Raw genomic sequence first — 17,082 nt, forward strand, 5'->3', positions numbered from 1 at the left:
CGCTCCGCCGGTCAGGGTAAACCTTGGCGCGGTGTAACAAAACCGCTCCCTAGAATTGCTCGCGCGTCTTGGTGCGAAACCTCAAGGAGTTCCTAGTGCAGAGCAAGAAGTCCGGCGAAAAGCCGGTCCAGCGGGTGATCAAGAAGTATCCGAACCGAAGGCTCTACGACACGGAAACCTCCAGCTACATCACCCTTGCCGAGGTGAAGCAGCTCGTCATGAACAAGGCGTCGTTCGTGGTCCGCGATGCCAAGAGCGGCGACGACCTGACACGGAGCATCCTGCTGCAGGTCATCCTCGAGGAGGAGGCCGGCGGCGCGCCGATGTTCACCGAGCAGGTCCTGGCCAGCATCATCCGCTTCTACGGTCAGGCAATGCAGAGCTACATGGGCCCCTATCTGGAGAAGAACATCCAGGCAATGGCCGAGGTCCAGGCACAACTGGCCGAAAAGGCGGAAGGCCTTACGCCCGAAATGTGGTCGAAATTCATGACCATGCAGTCCCCGATGCTGCAAGGGTTGATGGGCAACTACGTGGAGCAGTCGAAGAACGTCTTCCTGCAGATGCAGGAGCAGATGCAGAAGAACACCGAGCAGGTTCTGGGCGCGTTCGGCATCAAGCGACCCTGAAATGGGGCATGGTGGCCGATAGCTGGGACAATAGGGGGATATGAGCGAAGTTGCATCCCCCGAACGAATTGCCGCGCCGGCAGCCCCCAAAGTCGGCTTTGTGAGCCTGGGCTGTCCCAAGGCATTGACCGATTCCGAACTGATCCTGACCCAGTTGAGCGCCGAGGGCTACGAAACCTCCAAGACTTTCGAGGGTGCCGACCTCGTGATCGTGAACACCTGCGGCTTCATCGACGATGCCGTCAGGGAAAGCCTCGACACGATCGGCGAGGCTCTCGCGGGCAACGGGCGCGTGATCGTGACCGGATGCCTCGGCGCCAAGACGGGCGATGAAGGCGGCAACCTGGTTCGCCAGATGCATCCCAGCGTGCTCGCGGTCACGGGGCCCCATGCGACCCAGGAAGTGATGGACGCGGTCCATGCGAATCTGCCGAAGCCGCACGATCCGTTCATCGACCTGGTGCCGCAGGCCTTCGGCATAGCGGGCCTGAAACTCACGCCGCGCCACTATGCGTACCTGAAGATCAGTGAGGGCTGCAACCATCGTTGCACCTTCTGCATCATCCCGTCCATGCGCGGCGACCTGGTATCGAGGCCGGTCGGCGATGTGCTGTCCGAGGCCAAGGCGCTGTTCGAGGGCGGAGTAAAGGAACTCCTGGTGATCAGTCAGGACACCTCGGCCTACGGGGTCGACGTGAAGTACCGAACCGGGTTCTGGGACGGCAAGCCGGTCAAGACGCGCATGCTCGAACTCGTGCGCACGCTGGGCGAGATCGCGGAGCCGTACGGCGCGTGGGTGCGGTTGCACTACGTGTATCCGTATCCTAGCGTGGACGAAGTCATTCCGTTGATGGCGAGCGGTCAGGTGCTTCCCTATCTCGATGTGCCGCTGCAGCACAGCCATCCCGATGTGCTCCGGCGAATGAAGCGTCCGGCCAGTGGGGAGAAGAACCTTGAGCGCATTGCGCGTTGGCGCGAGGTGTGCCCGGAGCTCGTGATCCGCAGCACTTTCATCGCCGGATTCCCCGGTGAGACCGAAGAAGAATTCGAACATCTGCTGGCCTTCATCCGCGAGGCGGAAATCGACCGCGCGGGCTGTTTCGCGTACAGCCCGGTGCAGGGCGCCGCCGCGAACGACATCCCCGGCATGCTGCCCGAGGCCGAGCGCGAAGCCAGGCGTGCGCGCTTCATGGAAGTGGCGGAAGCCGTATCGATCACCAAGCTGCGCAAGCGCATCGGCGCGACGATGCAGGTGTTGGTGGATTCGGCGCCCGGCATGGGGCGCAAGGGCGGCGTGGGCCGCACTTATGCCGACGCGCCGGAGATCGATGGCATCGTCCGTCTGCTGCCGCCGGAAAAGATCAGCAAGACGCTGAAGGTCGGCGAGTTCACGCGGGCTCGCATCGTCGGTGCCGAGGGACACGACCTGATCGCGTTGCCCATCTGATGCCGCAGGCAAACCAGACGGCCAAGAAAAAAGCCACCGGATACCGGTGGCTTGAATCTGGAGACCCTGGAAGGGTGTATTTAAACTTGGTGCCCAGAAGAGGACTCGAACCTCCACGATGTTACTCGCTAGTACCTGAAACTAGTGCGTCTACCAATTCCGCCATCTGGGCCCACATAACTGCCGAAGCAGTTATGTTTTGAATTTCAGGAAAGAAAGAGATCATATCATCAAAAATATAGGACATCCCGGCGGCCTGCTGGATGAAGTTGAAGGCACGGTCCAAGGACATCGCGACGGGCACGGTTTCGTGCAACGCGACGACGGTGAAGCCGACATCTACCTGCCCCCCAACGAGATGCGTGCGGTGCTGCACAAGGACCGCGTCAAGGCGCGTGTCGTGCGGCAGGACCGGCGCGGCCGTCCCGAAGGCCGAGTGGTCGAGATCGTCGAACGCCCCGAGCAACCGATCATCGGCCGGCTCCTTCACGAAGGGGGTGTATGGCTCGTAGCGCCCGAGGACAAGCGCTATGGGCAGGATGTCCTGATCCCCAAGGGCGCGACCGGCACTGCCAAGGTCGGCCAGGTGGTCGTCGTGCAGTTGACCGAGCCTCCCGCGTTGTTCGGCCAGCCGGTCGGGCGCGTGAAAGAAGTGCTCGGCGAAATCGACGATCCTGGCATGGAGATCGAGATCGCGGTGCGCAAGTACGGCGTGCCGCACGAGTTCTCCGAGGCGTGCCTCGCCGAAGCGAAAGCATTGCCCGACAAGGTCCGCCCCGCCGACAAGAAGGGCCGCATCGATCTGACCGACATCCCCCTGGTGACCATCGACGGCGAGGACGCACGCGACTTCGACGACGCCGTGTACTGCGAGCCCGCGAAGGTGGGCCGCGGCAAGGGCTGGCGTCTACTGGTCGCGATCGCCGACGTCAGCGCGTATGTGCAGACCGGTTCGGCCATCGACATCGACGCCTACGATCGCGCAACCAGCGTGTACTTCCCACGTCGCGTGATCCCGATGCTGCCGGAGAAGTTGTCGAACAGCTTGTGCTCCCTCAACCCCGAGGTCGAACGCCTGTGCATGGTGTGCGACATGCTGGTGGCTTCCGACGGCGAGATCTACGCCTATCAGTTCTATCCGGCGGTCATGTGGAGCCATGCGCGCTTCACGTACACCGAGGTGGCGGCCATTCTTGGCAACACGCGCGGCCCTGAAGCGCAAAAGCGCAAGGAGCGCGTCAAGGACTTGCTGAACCTCGCCGACGTCTATCGCGCATTGTTGAAGCAGCGTTCGAAGCGCGGCGCGGTTGACTTCGAGACCACCGAGACGCAGATCATCTGCGATGACGCCGGCCGCATCGAGAAGATCGTGCCACGCACACGCAATGAAGCGCACCGCCTGATCGAGGAAGCGATGCTGGCGGCCAACGTCTGCAGCGCCGACTTCATCGCCGAGGGCAAGCATCCCGGCCTGTATCGCGTGCATGAAGGGCCAACGCCCGAGAAGAAGGAAATCCTGCGGGGCTACCTCAAGGCGATGGGCGTCGGCCTGTCGATCACGGACGATCCCAAGCCCGGCGAGTTCCAGGCCATCGCCGATGCGACGAAGGAGCGTCCCGACGCCCAGCAGATCCACACCATGCTGCTGCGCTCGATGCAACAGGCCATCTATACGCCGATCAACAGCGGCCACTTCGGATTGGCCTACGAAGCCTATACACACTTCACAAGCCCGATCCGGCGCTATCCCGACCTGCTGGTGCATCGCGTGATCAAGGCCATCCTGGGCAGGACCAAGTACCAGTTGCCGATGCTGCCGACGCCCGGCGAGGCGCACGCCAAGCTGGCGAAGCGGCTCGCGTCGCGCGTGAAGTCGCCGACGTCCAAGCCGCAGAAGGCCACGGTCGCGCCGAGCAAGGAAGTGTTGGCGTGGGAAGCCGCCGGCCTGCATTGCAGCGCCAACGAGCGGCGCGCCGACGAAGCCAGCCGCGATGTCGAGGCATGGCTCAAGTGCAAGTACATGCGCGAGCATCTCGGCGAGGAATACGGCGGCGTCGTCACGGCGGCGACCACCTTCGGCATCTTCGTGACGCTCGATGCGATGTACGTCGAGGGTCTGGTCCACATCACCGAACTCGGCGGCGAGTACTTCAAGTTCGATGAGCAGCGCCAGGAACTGCGCGGCGAGCGCACCGGCATTCGCTACGCCATCGGCACGCGGGTGCGGGTGCAGGTGAGTCGCGTCGACCTGGACGGCCGAAAGATCGACTTCCGCCTGGTGCGGGAGGGCGAGGAACTGAGCGCGCGTGCCATGAAGGACAAGGGTGTCTCAGCGACTGGCGTTCCTGCCAAGGCATCGGCCAAGCGCAGCTCGCGGAACAGGCCCGAGGCCGCGGTCGAGCGAGGCGATCGCGCCGCCGCCGGCGCGCCACAATCGGCGATGCAGGCGTTCAGGACTGCGGTCAAGAAGGCCGCCAACAAGATGAAGGGGCGCAAGCCGCGCCGTTGAAAAGGAGATACGAATGAGCGTTGAGAAGAGAAACCGCATCGCGATCGTCACGGGCGCAGGCACCGGCATCGGCCGTTCCGCGGCGTTGGCGCTGCTCGGCGACGGCTGGAGCGTGGTGCTGGCGGGCCGCCGCCTTGAGCCGTTGGAACAAGTGGCCGAGGAATCGGGTGCCGGCGCGCGAGTCTTCGCGGTGCCGACCGACGTCTCCAATCCGGAGTCGGTGCAGGCGCTTTTTGCTGCGGCGGTCGAGCGCTTCGGTCGCGTGGACCTGCTCTTCAACAACGCTGGCGTCGGCAATCCGCCCGGCCCGTTCGAGGATTGGACGGCGGAGCAATGGCGCGGTGTGGTCGACATCAACCTGAGCGGCATGTTCTTTTGCATCCAGCAGGCGTTCCGCACGATGAAGGCCCAGACGCCGCAAGGCGGGCGCATCATCAACAATGGATCGATCTCCGCCACGACGCCGCGACCCAATTCGATTGCCTACACGTCGACCAAGCATGCGGTCGAAGGGCTCACCAAGACCGCGTCGCTCGACGGACGCAAGTACGACATCGCAGTGGGCCAGATCGACGTCGGCAATGCGCTGACCGAACTCGCCGCGCGCATGGCAAAGGGCGTGCCGCAGGCCAACGGGGAGATCGCGATCGAACCGGTGATGGATGTCTCTATCGTCGGTCAGTCGGTTCTCTACATGGCCAACCTGCCGTTGGAAGCCAACGTGCTTTTCCACACGGTGATGGCGACGAAGATGCCCTTCGTCGGGCGCGGCTAGCGCGCGATCAACACGGCGGCTTGGAAAGGCCGCGCGCCAGTGCGCCGGCGGTGAGGGGGGTGTGGGCAGGCCACCGATCGGCCAAGTTTCCGTGCCGCCAAACGGCTTCGGACGCTGCGGCCAGTGCGGGGCGACCTGCGGCAAGCGCGGCGCCGACCATCCCGGCGAGTACGTCGCCGGTGCCGGCGGTGGCCAGTCGGGCGTTGCCGCTGGTATTGATCACCGGGATCTGGCCCGCCTCGACGACGACCGTGCCCGAGCCCTTCAGTACGACGACAGCGCCGAAGCGTTCTGCGAGGCGCTTCGCGGCGCCGAGCCGGTCGCCCTGGATGTCGCGGGCGTTCGTGCCCAGCAGACGCGCCGCCTCCAGAGGATGCGGGGTGAGCACCGTGAGGCGTCTCGACTGTGTGCGTGTCTTCAGCAGGCCTTGCAGTGCGTCGTCGTTGGCAATGGCATTGAGCGCGTCCGCGTCGAGCACCAGCTCTCGGGCGGTTTCCAGCACGTTCGGTAGCAGGTCGTGCACGGCAGAACCACCACCGCAGCCGCAAACGACCGTCATTGTGCCGAGGTCTAGAGCTTCCGGGCGACGGAACATCAACTCCGGCTGGACGAAGTCGAGTGGGGTGATCGTCGCATCAATAGGCGCAACGAATACGCGCCCGGCGCCAGCGCCGAGGGCGGCCGAGGCGGCCAGCAGGGTGGCACCCGCCATCCCGGGCGCGCCGCCGATCACCGCAACGTCGCCATAGGTCCCCTTGTGCGAGGCCTGCCAACGGGCCACGGTCGGCGAAGCGCCCTGCAGTCGCGCCACTGGCCGCTCGGCGCTCGAAGTGACGCCAAGGTCTTCGAGCCATACGTCGCCGGCAACATCCCGACCCTGTGCAGTGAAGAGGCCTGGCTTGAGGGTGAGCAGGGTCAGGGTCAGGCGGCGAGCGATGCCGCTGCCCAATGGGGTCGACCCGAGGTAGTCCGAAGACAGCGTGCCGGTATCCGCATTCAGGCCCGACGGCATATCGACGCTCAGGACCGGTGAGCGGCCGGCGTGCATGCGCCGGAGCCATTCGACCATCCGGCCTTCGGGTGGCCGAGCGGCGCCGAGCCCGAGCAAGGCATCGATGGCAAGGTCGGCGTGCTCCGGCGGCACTTCGGAGAACTGCGCGCCTGCGTCTAGAGCGCGCTGCAGGGATGCACGTGCGTCTGCAGGCAGGCGACTCTCGTCTCCGATGCGGGTCACGACCGTGGCAAAGCCCCTTTTCTGCAATTGGGCTGCCGCTTCGAAGCCGTCGCCGCCATTGTTTCCGGGCCCGCAGGCCACCCAGATCGTGCGTGCATGAGGCGTGGTAGCCATCGCCAGCCTTGCCACCGCAAGGCCCGCGCGCTGCATAAGGGTGTGAGGCGCCAGGGTACTCCCTGCCGCGTGCTCCGTCCGGCGTGTGGCCGCGATGTCGAATAGGGCGGCGGTGGTGTCGGATGTGATTCGTTGCATGGAAGGCGCCTCCAGGCCGTCAGTGTTGCAGCAATCGCTCGACGCCCAATCCCTCGAGATCGACGCCGGCATCGCGTCCGGCGATGAGATCCGCCAGGACGCGTGCACTTCCGCAAGACAACGCCCAGCCGCTGGATCCGTGTCCCAGATTCAGCCAGACGCCTGGGATCCCACTCGGGCCGATGATCGGCGGGCCGTCGGGCATCATCGGGCGTGCCCCCTTCCATTGCTGGACGCCCGACCGCAAGGTGACTGCGCCGGGAAACCAGTCCTGCAGCACCTTGTACAGCGTCTGGAGCGAGGCGGAATTTATCGTTCCGGGCGAGCCGCCCACTTCGGCGCTGCCGGCCACTCGAACGCGCTGCCCCAGCCTGGAGATGGCGACCTTGTAGCGTTCGTCCATTACTGCGCTGCGCGGCGCGTTGAGTGGTTCGCGGATGCTTGCGCTGATCGAGTGGCCGTAGACCGGTGCCAGCGGGATTCGCAGGCCCAGCGGCTCGATGAATCGGGCGGAATCGACGCCTGCGCACACCACGACCGCATCGAAGCGGTGACCTTCGGAGCCGCGCGCCAGCGACAGTTCGGTCGGCGCGGCGCGCTGCAACGGTGCCAGGTCGCAGTTGAAGTGAAACTGAGCACCCAGGGCTTCCGCCTCCCACTTGAGCAGCAGGGCGAACTGCCTGCAGTTCGCCACTTCGTCGTCCGGCAGATGAATGGCGCCGGCGAGAGTCGTGTCCGTGTTGAGCGCGGGCTCGATCTTTCGGGCTTCATTGGCATCGACCTCCCGAAAAACGCTTCCCGCTGCGCGCAGCACGTCAAGCCCGGCCTGCACCAGTTTCTTTTCGCGCTTGGAGCGAAGCAGGACGAGATAGCCGTCGCTGCGCTCGTAGTCCAACTCGCAGGCCTCGGTGATCGCATGCAGGCGGGCGCGACTGTAGAAGGCGAGCCGCTGCATGCGGGCGCGGTTGGCGAGATAGGTTTCGAGCTTGCAGGCGCGTTGCCAGCTCGCCATCCAGCGAACATCGCGCGCAGACAGCGGCCAGCGCAACTTGATCGCACCGTGCGTCGACAACAGGGAGCGCAGCACCTTCCCGCGCATCCCCGGGCCGGCCCAGGGCGTGACATAGCCGGGTGCGACCACGCCGGCGTTGGCAAAACTCGATTCTTCGGCGGCGGCGCCGCGGCGCTCGAAAACTACCACCTCATGGCCATCGGAGGCCAACTCCCATGCAGTGGTGACGCCGATGATTCCGGCTCCCACGATCGCTATTTTCATTCGGTACTTTGCGGTGAAATTTGTTCTTCGGCGCGTACGGGCGCCCGGCAGACGCTATCGGACCTGCAGTGCCCGCTCTGCCTGAAGCGCGACGGCCAGTACCGCGTCATCGTGCAGTGCGGCATGCCATAGCATGAGGCCGACAGGCAACTCGTCTGCAGCATGGCAGGGAATGGATATGGCGCACCCGTCGAGCATGTTGATCACTGACGGATTGCGCAACAGCAATGCATTGATGCGGAAGAATTCCGCGTCGCGCTGTTCGCCCGGCGCTACGCTCGCAATCGTGGGCGCGGTGATCGGCACCGTTGGCGACAGGACTGCGTCGAAGGACGCGAGCGAGCGCTCCATGCGGGCGATCCAACTCCGACGGGCGTTGCCGAGCTCGATGTACTCATGCGCCTTCATGGACGCGCCCTTGAGGATTCGCTGCGCCACTCGTGGGTCGTAGCCGGCGACGCTGCGTTCCATCAGCAATCGGTGCCAGGCATAGGCCTCGGCCGCCGAGAAGCCGCCGGTCGAGTTGATCGATGCCAGGTCCGCAAGCTCGGGAAGGCCGATTTCCTCGATGTGCGCGCCGGCATTGCGCAGGGTCTTCAGCGCGCGGTCGAACGCCGCTGCGACGATCGGATCGAGGCCCTCCAGGAACAGGTCCTTGACCACAGCGAGCCGGTACGCGGCCAGCGGTGCGGTCCCCGCCGTCACGCGCCGGGCGGCAAGAATCTCGTGCGCCGCGACCGCGTCACGTACCGAGCGCGTCATGGCGCAGACGGTGTCGAGGGTGGTCGACAGCGGCAGGGCGCCTTCCGTCGGAACGAGCCGCGCGGTGTTCTTGAATCCGACGATGCCGTTCAGCGCCGCCGGAATCCGGATCGAGCCGCCGGTGTCGGAGCCGAGCCCAATGAAGGAAGCGCCGCTGGCCACCGACACGGCGGCGCCCGAAGACGAGCCTCCGGGGATTCGGGGCGTGGCTGGATCGTTCGGGTTCGCTGGTGTTCCGTGATGCGGATTCACACCCACACCGGAAAAGGCGAACTCCGTCATGTTGGTGCGGCCGAGCAAGGCGCCGCCAGCTGCACGCAGGCGCGCAACAGCCACTGCGTCGACCTTGGCCGCGGGGGCATGGGCCAGCACGACAGAGCCTGCCGGCGTCGGCTGGCCGGCGATATCGAACAGGTCCTTGGCGGAAAAGGCCAGGCCGGCGAGGGGTTGTCCCGGATCCGCTGCCGCAGCGGCTAGGCGGCCATCGTCGAACAACTTGCGCGTGAAGACATGGTCGCAGGCGGGCGATTCGGCCGCTGCGATGGAATGCTCCATTTCGGTGCGCGCATCGGAGGTGCCCGCCAGAAGAGAAAAGCGGGTGGCGTGCAGGTCTGGGCGCATGGTCTCGGTGGCTGGGAGTGTGAGGGGGAGAGAGGGTGGTGCGTGCTATACTCCTTGGGTTTCGCCCTGGGTACTTTCCCGCTGCGAGACGCATCCGCAAACCAGCCCATTCAAGGTGTTGTGAGCCCTAATTCCAGTGAAGGAAGGCACGCAAAACGGGCTGGATTTTAGACCCAACCTTTGGAGTTATCTCTATGTCGACCACCATGCGCGAAATGCTGGAAGCCGGTGTCCATTTCGGCCACCAAACCCGCTTCTGGAACCCCAAGATGGCCCCGTACATCTTCGGCCATCGCAACAAGATTCACATCATCAACCTGGAAAAGTCGCTTCCGATGTTCCAGGAAGCGATGAAGTACGCCAAGCAACTCACAGCCAATCGCGGCACCATCCTGATGGTCGGCACCAAGCGCCAGGCCCGCGAAATCGTGGCGGCCGAGGCTCGTCGTGCTGGCGTTCCTTTTGTCGACACCCGTTGGCTCGGCGGCATGCTGACCAACTTCAAGACCGTCAAGACCTCCATCAAGCGACTGAAGGACATGAAGGCCCAGCAGGAAGCCGGTCTCGACAGCCTGAGCAAGAAAGAGCAACTCACATTCACACGCGAGATCGAGAAGCTCGAAAAGGACATCGGCGGCATCCAGGACATGACCGCTTTGCCCGACGCCATCTTCGTGATCGACGTGGGCTTCCACAAGATCGCCGTTGCCGAAGCCAAGAAACTGGGCATCCCGCTGATCGGCGTGGTCGACTCCAACCACTCGCCCGAAGGCATCGACTACGTGATTCCCGGCAACGATGACTCGTCGAAGGCCGTCACTCTGTACGCTCGCGGTATCGCCGACGCGATCATCGAAGGCCGCTCCAGCGCGGTCAGCGACGTGGTCAAGGCTGTGTCCGAAGGCAATTCCGATGAGTTCGTCGAGGTCGAAGAGGGCGCTTCCGCCTGATTCGTGCTCTTGCGAGCCTGAAGAAGGGGCTTCGTTGCCCCTTTTTTTTAATCTGATTTTCGTGGCGCCCGGTGCGGGTTGCCGCAACTGACAAACCGAACGGAGAACACACATGGCAACAATCACCGCAAGCATGGTTGGCGAACTGCGCGCCAAGACCGACGCGCCGATGATGGAATGCAAGAAGGCCTTGACCGAAGCTGACGGCAATATGGACAAGGCCGAAGAGTTGCTGCGCATCAAGCTGGGCAACAAGGCTGGCAAGGCTTCCGGTCGGATCACGGCCGAAGGCGTTGTCACGGCGTTCGTCGAAGGCGACGCGGGCGCGATGATCGAAATCAACTGCGAAACCGACTTCGTCACCAAGAACGACAGCTTCCTCACGATGGCCAATGCGGCCGCGATGTTGGTTGCAAAGCACAATCCCGCAGACCTCGCCGCACTGGGCGCCCTGCCGTACGAGCAGGACGGTTTCGGTCCCACGCTCGAAGACGTGCGCAAGGGGCTCGTCGGCAAGATCGGCGAGAACATGAGCTTCCGCCGCTTCAAGCGCTTTGCCGGCAATGGCAAGTTGGCGTCGTACCTGCACGGTACCCGCATCGGCGTGATGGTCGAGTTCGAAGGCGACGACACCTCCGCCAAGGATGTCGCGATGCACATCGCTGCGATGAAGCCGGTCGCGATTTCGAGCGCCGACGTGCCGGCCGACCTGATCGAGAAGGAACGCGCGGTTGCAGCCGGCAAGGCCGAGGAAGACCGCAAGATCGCCGAAGCCGAGGGCAAGAAGCCGCAGCCGGCGGACATCGTTGCCAAGCGCATCGAGGGCGGTGTGCAGAAGTACCTCAAGGAAGTCTCGCTGCACAACCAGGCTTTCGTGAAGAACGACAAGCAGACCGTGGAGCAGATGCTCAAGGCGGCCGACACGTCCATCAAGGGGTTCACACTCTACGTGGTCGGCGAAGGCATCGAGAAGAAGGTCGACGACTTCGCGGCTGAAGTGGCAGCGCAGGTCGCTGCCGCAAAGGCCGCGGCGTAGCCCACGCCGCCTTGGGGGCGGCAGTGCATGGTGTGCTGCCGCTTCTTTACTGTCACGTTTTACACTCGCCCAGCCAACCTCTAAAGGAACGATCCATGCCCGAAGCCCGCCCAGCCCACAAGCGAATCTTGTTGAAGCTGTCGGGCGAGGCATTGATGGGCGATGACGCTTTCGGCATCAACCGCGCGACGATCGTTCGCATGGTGGGCGAGGTTGCCGAGGTGGTGAACATGGGCGTCGAGGTCGCCGTCGTGATCGGCGGCGGCAACATCTTCCGCGGCGTCGCGGGAGGCTCCGTGGGCATGGACCGCGCCACGGCAGACTACATGGGCATGCTGGCGACCGTCATGAACGCGCTTGCCCTGGCCGACGCCATGAACAAGCAAGGTCTGATCGCTCGTGTGATGTCGGCCATCGCCATAGAGCAGGTGGTTGAACCGTACGTGCGACCCAAGGCGCTGCAATACCTGGAAGAAGGCAAGGTCGTGATTTTTGCTGCCGGCACCGGCAACCCGTTCTTCACGACGGACACTGCAGCCGCCTTGCGCGGCGCCGAGATTGGCGCCGAACTCGTGCTCAAGGCAACGAAGGTCGATGGTGTCTACACCGCGGATCCCAAGAAGGATCTGACTGCGACCCGCTACGCCAGGTTGAGCTTCGACGAAGCGATTGCCCAGAATCTCGGCATCATGGACGCCACTGCTTTCGCGCTGTGCCGCGACCAGAATCTGCCAATCAAGGTGTTCTCGATCTTCAAGAACGGCGCGCTCAAGCGTGTCGTGATGGGCGAGGACGAAGGCACGCTGGTGCATGCCTGACAAGAATCATCGTCCGGGATCCAAGGAATCGTAGAGATGACCACCATTGCAGAAATCCGCAACGCAACCGACGCGAAGATGAACCAGTCGCTCGCAGCGTTCCAGAACAACCTCACCAAGATCCGCACGGGTCGCGCGAATACGGCGCTGCTGGATTCGATCCACGTCGACTACTACGGCTCCGCAGTCCCCCTGTCGCAGGTCGCGAATGTGTCGCTGCTCGATTCGCGCACCATCAGCGTCCAGCCCTGGGAAAAGGGCATGGGCGCCAAGATCGAGAAGGCGATTCGCGAAAGCGATCTCGGCCTGAATCCCGCTTCGATGGGTGACCTGATTCGCGTGCCGCTGCCGCCGATGAGCGAGGAGCGTCGCAAGGAAATGACCAAGCTGGTTCGCAACGAAGGCGAGAGCGCGAAGATCGCGACCCGCAATCTGCGCCGCGACGCCAATGACGCCATCAAGAAGCTGGTCAAGGACAAGCTCGCCTCGGAAGATGACCAGAAGCGTGCCGAGGCCGAGATTCAGAAGGTGACCGACCGCCACATCGCTGACATCGATCGGCTGGTGGCGGCGAAGGAAGCCGAAATCCTGGCGGTCTGACGTGAAGTCCGAGCGTGCCGTCCCCCACCACATTGCCATCGTCATGGATGGCAATGGTCGCTGGGCCACGCGCCGCTTCCTGCCTCGCGTCGCGGGCCACAAGCAAGGCGTCGAGTCGCTGAGGCGGTGTGTCAAGGCATGCGTGGCCCGTGGTGTCGCGGTTCTGACGGTGTTTGCCTTCTCTTCTGAGAACTGGAACCGACCCATTGACGAAGTCTCCGGGTTGATGGACCTGATGGTCGGAGCGCTGGGACGCGAAGTGCCCAAGCTGAGTCAGGATGGCGTACGGCTGCACTTCATCGGCGAGCGGGGCGGGTTGTCCGAAAAGATCACCGCGGGGCTTCTCCAGGCGGAAGCCGCGACGGCGCACAACAGCCGGCTCGTGCTGAACGTTTGCTTCAACTACGGCGGGCGTTGGGATATTGCCAGAGCCGCTGCCGAAATCGTTGCACGCGGCGAAGCGCTCACCGAGGCCAACCTCGATGCGGCAATGGCCTTGTCGCACGTGCCCGATCCCGACTTGTTCATCCGAACCGGCGGTGAGCAACGTCTTTCGAATTTCCTGCTCTGGCAGAGTGCCTACGCCGAGTTGTTCTTCAGCGATCGACTGTGGCCCGAGTTCGACGAGACGGCGTTGGACGAGGCGATTGCCGCATTCCAGCTCCGCGAGCGCCGGTACGGCCAGACTTCCGCGCAGATCGGTGCGAACGCGCAGCCCGACCAGCAAGTCGCCTGAGCGCATGCTCAAACAACGCATCATCACTGCGATCGTCCTGCTGGCGATCCTGTTGCCCGCGCTCTTCTATCCCTCATACGTTCCCTTTGCATGGGTGATGCTGGCGCTGATCGGTGCCGCCGCCTGGGAATGGGGTCGGCTGAACGACTACGGTCCGCGCCTGTCGCTGTTTCTCGGCGCTGAGATGATCCTGCTTTGCGCCCTGACGTGGTGGCTGGGCCTGCTCGAGGTGCCGTTGCTCGTGGTCTGGATCATCGCCAGCGCGGCCTGGGTTCTGGGCGGAGCCGCGCTGCTTCGCGTCGCCGTGCCAGGGTGGCCGCGCGTGCCCAAGGGCCTGCGGCTGGTCGGCGGCTTGCTGGCGCTATGGGTGGCCTGGCTCGCGGCGGTCCAGGCCCGCATGGTAGGCATCAACTTCCTCTTGTCGATCCTTGTGCTCGTGTGGGTTGCCGACGTGTTCGCGTATTTCGCCGGTCGGGCGTTCGGCCTCAAGTTCACTCGCAGCAAGCTCGCGCCAACCATCAGTCCCGGCAAGAGCTGGGAAGGCGTTTGGGGTGGCATGGCGGGTGTGGTCGTCCTGGCGCTTGGCTGGGTCTGGTCCGATTCCGCGGCACAAGCTTCGGTTGCCAGTCTCTATACGCGTCTGGCCGAACGGGGGTGGTGGCTGCTACTGGTCAGCGTGATGTTCTTATCGGCCATGAGCGTGGTGGGCGACTTGGTCGAGTCCCTGATCAAGCGCAGCGCAGGGGCCAAGGACAGCAGCGGCCTGCTGCCCGGTCATGGCGGAGTGCTCGACCGGATCGATGCACTTCTTCCGACGCTGCCCATTGCAATGATGTTGGCCTTCCTGTGAACGCATCCAAACAACGCATCACGGTGCTCGGCTCGACGGGGTCCGTCGGCGTGAGCACGCTCGACGTGATTGCACGACATCCCGATCGCTTTGACGTCTTCGCCTTGTCGGCCGCGACGAAGGTCGACGACATGCTGGCGCAGTGCGCCCGCTTCTCCCCGAAGTTCGCGGTCATGGCCAGTGTTCCACACGCGAGCCTGCTGGCCGAAAAGCTGAAGCAGGGCGGTCTGCCGACGCGAGTGCTGAGCGGTGAAGGCGCCATCGAAAGCATCGCATCGCACGAAGAAACCGACGCAGTGATGGCCGCCATCGTCGGCGCGGCCGGGCTCGGCCCTTGCCTTGCCGCGGCCCGTGCGGGCAAGCGGCTGCTCCTCGCGAACAAGGAAGCCCTGGTTGTCGGCGGCGAGTTGTTCATGCGTACCGTGCGTGAAGGCGGAGCGACTCTCCTCCCCATCGATAGCGAACACTCGGCCATCTTCCAATCCCTGCCGGAGGACCCCGCGACCTGGTCGCGGCGCATCGACAAGATCATCCTGACTGCTTCTGGCGGACCGTTTCGCACCCGCGCGCCGGAGACGCTGTCGACCGTGACGCCCGAGCAAGCGTGTGCCCACCCCAACTGGGTCATGGGCCGCAAGATCTCGGTCGATTCCGCGACGATGATGAACAAGGCGCTCGAAGTGATCGAGGCGCGCCACCTGTTCGGTGTCCAGCCGGAGCAGATCGAGGTCGTGATCCACCCGCAAAGCGTCGTGCATTCGATGGTGCAGTTCACCGACGCTTCCGTGATCGCGCAACTCGGCACGCCTGACATGAGGGTCCCGATCGCGGTCGGGCTTGCATGGCCCGAGCGCATCGACAGCGGTGCCGGCCGGCTCGACTTCCGCCAGATGGCAGCCTTGACTTTCGATGCGCCGGATGCGGCCCTCTTTCCCGGACTTGGCCTGGCCTGGCATGCGTTGCGCGCGGCACCCGGCACCACGGCGGTATTGAACGCCGCCAATGAAGTCGCGGTGGACGCCTTCCTTGATCGTCGCCTGCGATTCGACCGGATACATGCGGTCAACATGGAAACTTTGGAGAGGGTGCATCCCTCCAATCCGGCATCGCTCGCGGACCTTCTAGCCCTGGACGCGAGCGCCCGTGCAGCCGCCAATGCGGCAGCGCTTCGCTTCGCAGCCTGACATCCCCAACCTCCGGAAATCCCGATGCTCACAGTCGTTGCCTTCATCGCTGCGCTCGGCTTGCTGATCGCTGTGCACGAGTACGGACACTATCGGGTCGCTGTGGCTTGTGGGGTCAAGGTCCTGCGCTTCTCGGTCGGCTTCGGCAAGACGCTCTATCGGTGGCAACCCAAGCGCCAGCATCCGGGGCAGAGCACAGAGTTCGTCATCGGCGCCTTTCCGCTCGGGGGCTACGTGAAGATGCTCGACGAACGCGAAGGGCCCGTCGCACCCGAAGAGCGTCACCGCGCGTTCAACACCCAACCCCTGCGTGCACGCGCGGCCATCGTGGCGGCGGGTCCGATCGCGAACTTGCTGCTTGCCGTGCTGCTCTATAGCGTCGTCAACTGGATCGGTGTCCAGGAGCCCGTGGCCAAGCTTGCGCGACCGGTGGCAGCTTCGCTTGCGGAGCGTGCGGGCTTGCACGGCGGCGAACACATCACGCACGCGGGTTTCGGTGGCGAACTGGACCCGGTGGAGTCGTTCGAAGATCTGCGCTGGCGCATGACGCGCGGTGCCCTGGATGGACGCGATCTCACGCTCGAGATCGCGGGCGAGGGCGGTCGGCCCGCACGAGCGATCGTGCTGCCACTGAGCCGGATCGAGGCCAAGGACGCCGATGCGCAGATGTTCCGCAAGATCGGCCTCATCACGCCGCTGACGCGCCCCGAGATCGGTGAGGTCATGGCCCAGGGCGCGGCGGAACGATCCGGACTTCGCGCCGGCGACGTCGTGCGATCGGTCGGCGACACGGCCATCGTCGATGGCCAACAGTTGCGCGAAGTGATCCGCGCTTCGGTCGATGGCGGGCAGTCTCGCACACAGCCCTGGCAGGTCGAGCGGGGCGACCGGGTGGTCGGCATCGAAGTCACGCCGGACGTGCGCGATGAGGGGGGCGTCAAGGTGGGCCGCATCGGCGCCTACGTGGGCGCGCCGCCGGAGATGGTCCTCGTCCGGCAAGGGCTGGTTGAGGGCGCCTGGCGCGGGGTGGTGCGGACCTGGGAAGTGTCGGCGCTCACCGTTCGCATGATGGGCAAGATGCTGATCGGCGAAGCGTCGCTCAAGAACCTGAGCGGCCCCCTGACGATTGCCGACTATGCGGGCAAGTCCGCCAGCATGGGAATCACGCAATATCTGGTGTTCCTGGCTCTCATCAGCGTGAGCCTCGGGGTACTGAATCTGATGCCGCTCCCGGTCCTCGATGGAGGACACCTGATGTATTATCTTTGGGAGGGCCTGACCGGCAAAAGCGTCTCCGATGCCTGGATGGAAAGGCTTCAACGCGGCGGTGTCGCGTTGTTGCTGGTCATGATGTCGATCGCACTCTTCAACGACGTCACGCGGCTCTTTGGTTAACTTTCTGC

General features: G+C 64.2%; 15 protein-coding genes and 1 tRNA gene. 12 read left to right on the forward strand and 4 right to left on the reverse strand.

Going from position 1 to position 17,082, the window contains the following annotated elements; translation table 11 throughout:
- The first annotated feature begins 95 nt into the window (after positions 1-95).
- Positions 96-629 carry a polyhydroxyalkanoate synthesis repressor PhaR gene (gene phaR, locus AC1D3B_RS05605; RefSeq protein WP_478189678.1) on the forward strand — a complete coding sequence of 178 codons (534 nt, stop codon included), beginning with the start codon at positions 96-98 and terminating at the stop codon, positions 627-629.
- A gap of 40 nt (positions 630-669) precedes the next feature.
- Complete coding sequence (gene rimO, locus AC1D3B_RS05610) at positions 670-2,076, forward strand: 30S ribosomal protein S12 methylthiotransferase RimO (protein WP_478189679.1); 1,407 nt, start codon at positions 670-672, stop codon at positions 2,074-2,076.
- Positions 2,077-2,163: 87 nt separating this feature from the next.
- Here the strand turns inward: rimO and AC1D3B_RS05615 are convergent.
- Positions 2,164-2,248, reverse strand: a tRNA-Leu gene (locus tag AC1D3B_RS05615).
- An 84-nt stretch (positions 2,249-2,332) separates the two neighbouring features.
- Between AC1D3B_RS05615 and rnr the strand changes: the two genes are divergently transcribed.
- The gene (gene rnr / locus AC1D3B_RS05620) at positions 2,333-4,585 is read left to right on the forward strand and encodes a ribonuclease R (protein ID WP_478190002.1); all 2,253 of its coding nucleotides are present in this window, start codon (positions 2,333-2,335) and stop codon (positions 4,583-4,585) included.
- A gap of 13 nt (positions 4,586-4,598) precedes the next feature.
- Positions 4,599-5,360 carry an SDR family oxidoreductase gene (locus AC1D3B_RS05625; protein WP_478189680.1) on the forward strand — a complete coding sequence of 254 codons (762 nt, stop codon included), beginning with the start codon at positions 4,599-4,601 and terminating at the stop codon, positions 5,358-5,360.
- 7 nt (positions 5,361-5,367) lie between these two features.
- Here the strand turns inward: AC1D3B_RS05625 and AC1D3B_RS05630 are convergent, their stop codons facing one another.
- From AC1D3B_RS05630 to AC1D3B_RS05640, 3 genes are read right to left on the reverse strand one after another with little or no spacing between them, the layout of a single operon-like run.
- Positions 5,368-6,846, reverse strand: coding sequence for an NAD(P)H-hydrate dehydratase (locus tag AC1D3B_RS05630; protein WP_478189681.1), 1,479 nt, complete (start codon positions 6,844-6,846; stop codon positions 5,368-5,370).
- Positions 6,847-6,865: 19 nt separating this feature from the next.
- Positions 6,866-8,122 carry a D-amino acid dehydrogenase gene (locus AC1D3B_RS05635; RefSeq protein WP_478189682.1) on the reverse strand — a complete coding sequence of 419 codons (1,257 nt, stop codon included), beginning with the start codon at positions 8,120-8,122 and terminating at the stop codon, positions 6,866-6,868.
- Positions 8,123-8,176: 54 nt separating this feature from the next.
- Entirely contained in the window at positions 8,177-9,505 is a 1,329-nt protein-coding gene (locus AC1D3B_RS05640) for an amidase (protein ID WP_478189683.1), read from the reverse strand.
- A gap of 194 nt (positions 9,506-9,699) precedes the next feature.
- On the opposite strand from AC1D3B_RS05640, the gene rpsB reads away from it, so the two are divergent.
- From rpsB to rseP, 8 genes are all read left to right on the forward strand, one after another.
- Positions 9,700-10,455: a 30S ribosomal protein S2 gene (gene rpsB / locus AC1D3B_RS05645; protein ID WP_478189684.1), complete on the forward strand. Its 756-nt coding sequence runs from the start codon at positions 9,700-9,702 to the stop codon at positions 10,453-10,455.
- A 112-nt stretch (positions 10,456-10,567) separates the two neighbouring features.
- The gene (gene tsf / locus AC1D3B_RS05650) at positions 10,568-11,491 is read left to right on the forward strand and encodes a translation elongation factor Ts (protein ID WP_478189685.1); all 924 of its coding nucleotides are present in this window, start codon (positions 10,568-10,570) and stop codon (positions 11,489-11,491) included.
- A 95-nt stretch (positions 11,492-11,586) separates the two neighbouring features.
- Positions 11,587-12,309 carry a UMP kinase gene (gene pyrH, locus AC1D3B_RS05655; protein WP_478189686.1) on the forward strand — a complete coding sequence of 241 codons (723 nt, stop codon included), beginning with the start codon at positions 11,587-11,589 and terminating at the stop codon, positions 12,307-12,309.
- A 36-nt stretch (positions 12,310-12,345) separates the two neighbouring features.
- The gene (gene frr / locus AC1D3B_RS05660; RefSeq protein ID WP_478189687.1) at positions 12,346-12,909 is read left to right on the forward strand and encodes a ribosome recycling factor; all 564 of its coding nucleotides are present in this window, start codon (positions 12,346-12,348) and stop codon (positions 12,907-12,909) included.
- Between the two features lies 1 nt (position 12,910).
- The gene (gene uppS, locus AC1D3B_RS05665; protein WP_478189688.1) at positions 12,911-13,645 is read left to right on the forward strand and encodes a polyprenyl diphosphate synthase; all 735 of its coding nucleotides are present in this window, start codon (positions 12,911-12,913) and stop codon (positions 13,643-13,645) included.
- A gap of 4 nt (positions 13,646-13,649) precedes the next feature.
- Positions 13,650-14,495, forward strand: a complete 846-nt coding sequence (locus AC1D3B_RS05670; protein ID WP_478189689.1) for a phosphatidate cytidylyltransferase — start codon at positions 13,650-13,652, stop codon at positions 14,493-14,495.
- Positions 14,492-15,679 (forward strand): 1-deoxy-D-xylulose-5-phosphate reductoisomerase, encoded by a 1,188-nt coding sequence (ispC, locus tag AC1D3B_RS05675; RefSeq protein WP_478189690.1) that lies wholly within the window; start codon positions 14,492-14,494, stop codon positions 15,677-15,679. Before AC1D3B_RS05670 ends, ispC begins: the two co-directional genes overlap by 4 nt.
- A gap of 24 nt (positions 15,680-15,703) precedes the next feature.
- Positions 15,704-17,074 (forward strand): RIP metalloprotease RseP, encoded by a 1,371-nt coding sequence (rseP, locus tag AC1D3B_RS05680; protein WP_478189691.1) that lies wholly within the window; start codon positions 15,704-15,706, stop codon positions 17,072-17,074.
- The last annotated feature ends 8 nt before the right edge of the window (positions 17,075-17,082 follow it).

The sequence above is a fragment of the Variovorax sp. P5_A3 genome, from assembly GCF_056400665.1.

Bases quoted from the DNA above. Each gene is read 5' to 3' on its own strand.
- AC1D3B_RS05625 (WP_478189680.1), top strand. From the start codon at position 4,599: ATGAGCGTTGAGAAGAGAAACCGCATCGCGATCGTCACGGGCGCAGGC.
- rimO (WP_478189679.1), top strand. From the start codon at position 670: ATGAGCGAAGTTGCATCCCCCGAACGAATTGCCGCGCCGGCAGCCCCC.
- rpsB (WP_478189684.1), top strand. From the start codon at position 9,700: ATGTCGACCACCATGCGCGAAATGCTGGAAGCCGGTGTCCATTTCGGC.
- tsf (WP_478189685.1), top strand. From the start codon at position 10,568: ATGGCAACAATCACCGCAAGCATGGTTGGCGAACTGCGCGCCAAGACC.
- pyrH (WP_478189686.1), top strand. From the start codon at position 11,587: ATGCCCGAAGCCCGCCCAGCCCACAAGCGAATCTTGTTGAAGCTGTCG.
- rseP (WP_478189691.1), top strand. From the start codon at position 15,704: ATGCTCACAGTCGTTGCCTTCATCGCTGCGCTCGGCTTGCTGATCGCT.
- frr (WP_478189687.1), top strand. From the start codon at position 12,346: ATGACCACCATTGCAGAAATCCGCAACGCAACCGACGCGAAGATGAAC.
- AC1D3B_RS05670 (WP_478189689.1), top strand. From the start codon at position 13,650: ATGCTCAAACAACGCATCATCACTGCGATCGTCCTGCTGGCGATCCTG.
- AC1D3B_RS05630 (WP_478189681.1), bottom strand. From the start codon at position 6,846: ATGCAACGAATCACATCCGACACCACCGCCGCCCTATTCGACATCGCG.
- AC1D3B_RS05640 (WP_478189683.1), bottom strand. From the start codon at position 9,505: ATGCGCCCAGACCTGCACGCCACCCGCTTTTCTCTTCTGGCGGGCACC.
- AC1D3B_RS05635 (WP_478189682.1), bottom strand. From the start codon at position 8,122: ATGAAAATAGCGATCGTGGGAGCCGGAATCATCGGCGTCACCACTGCA.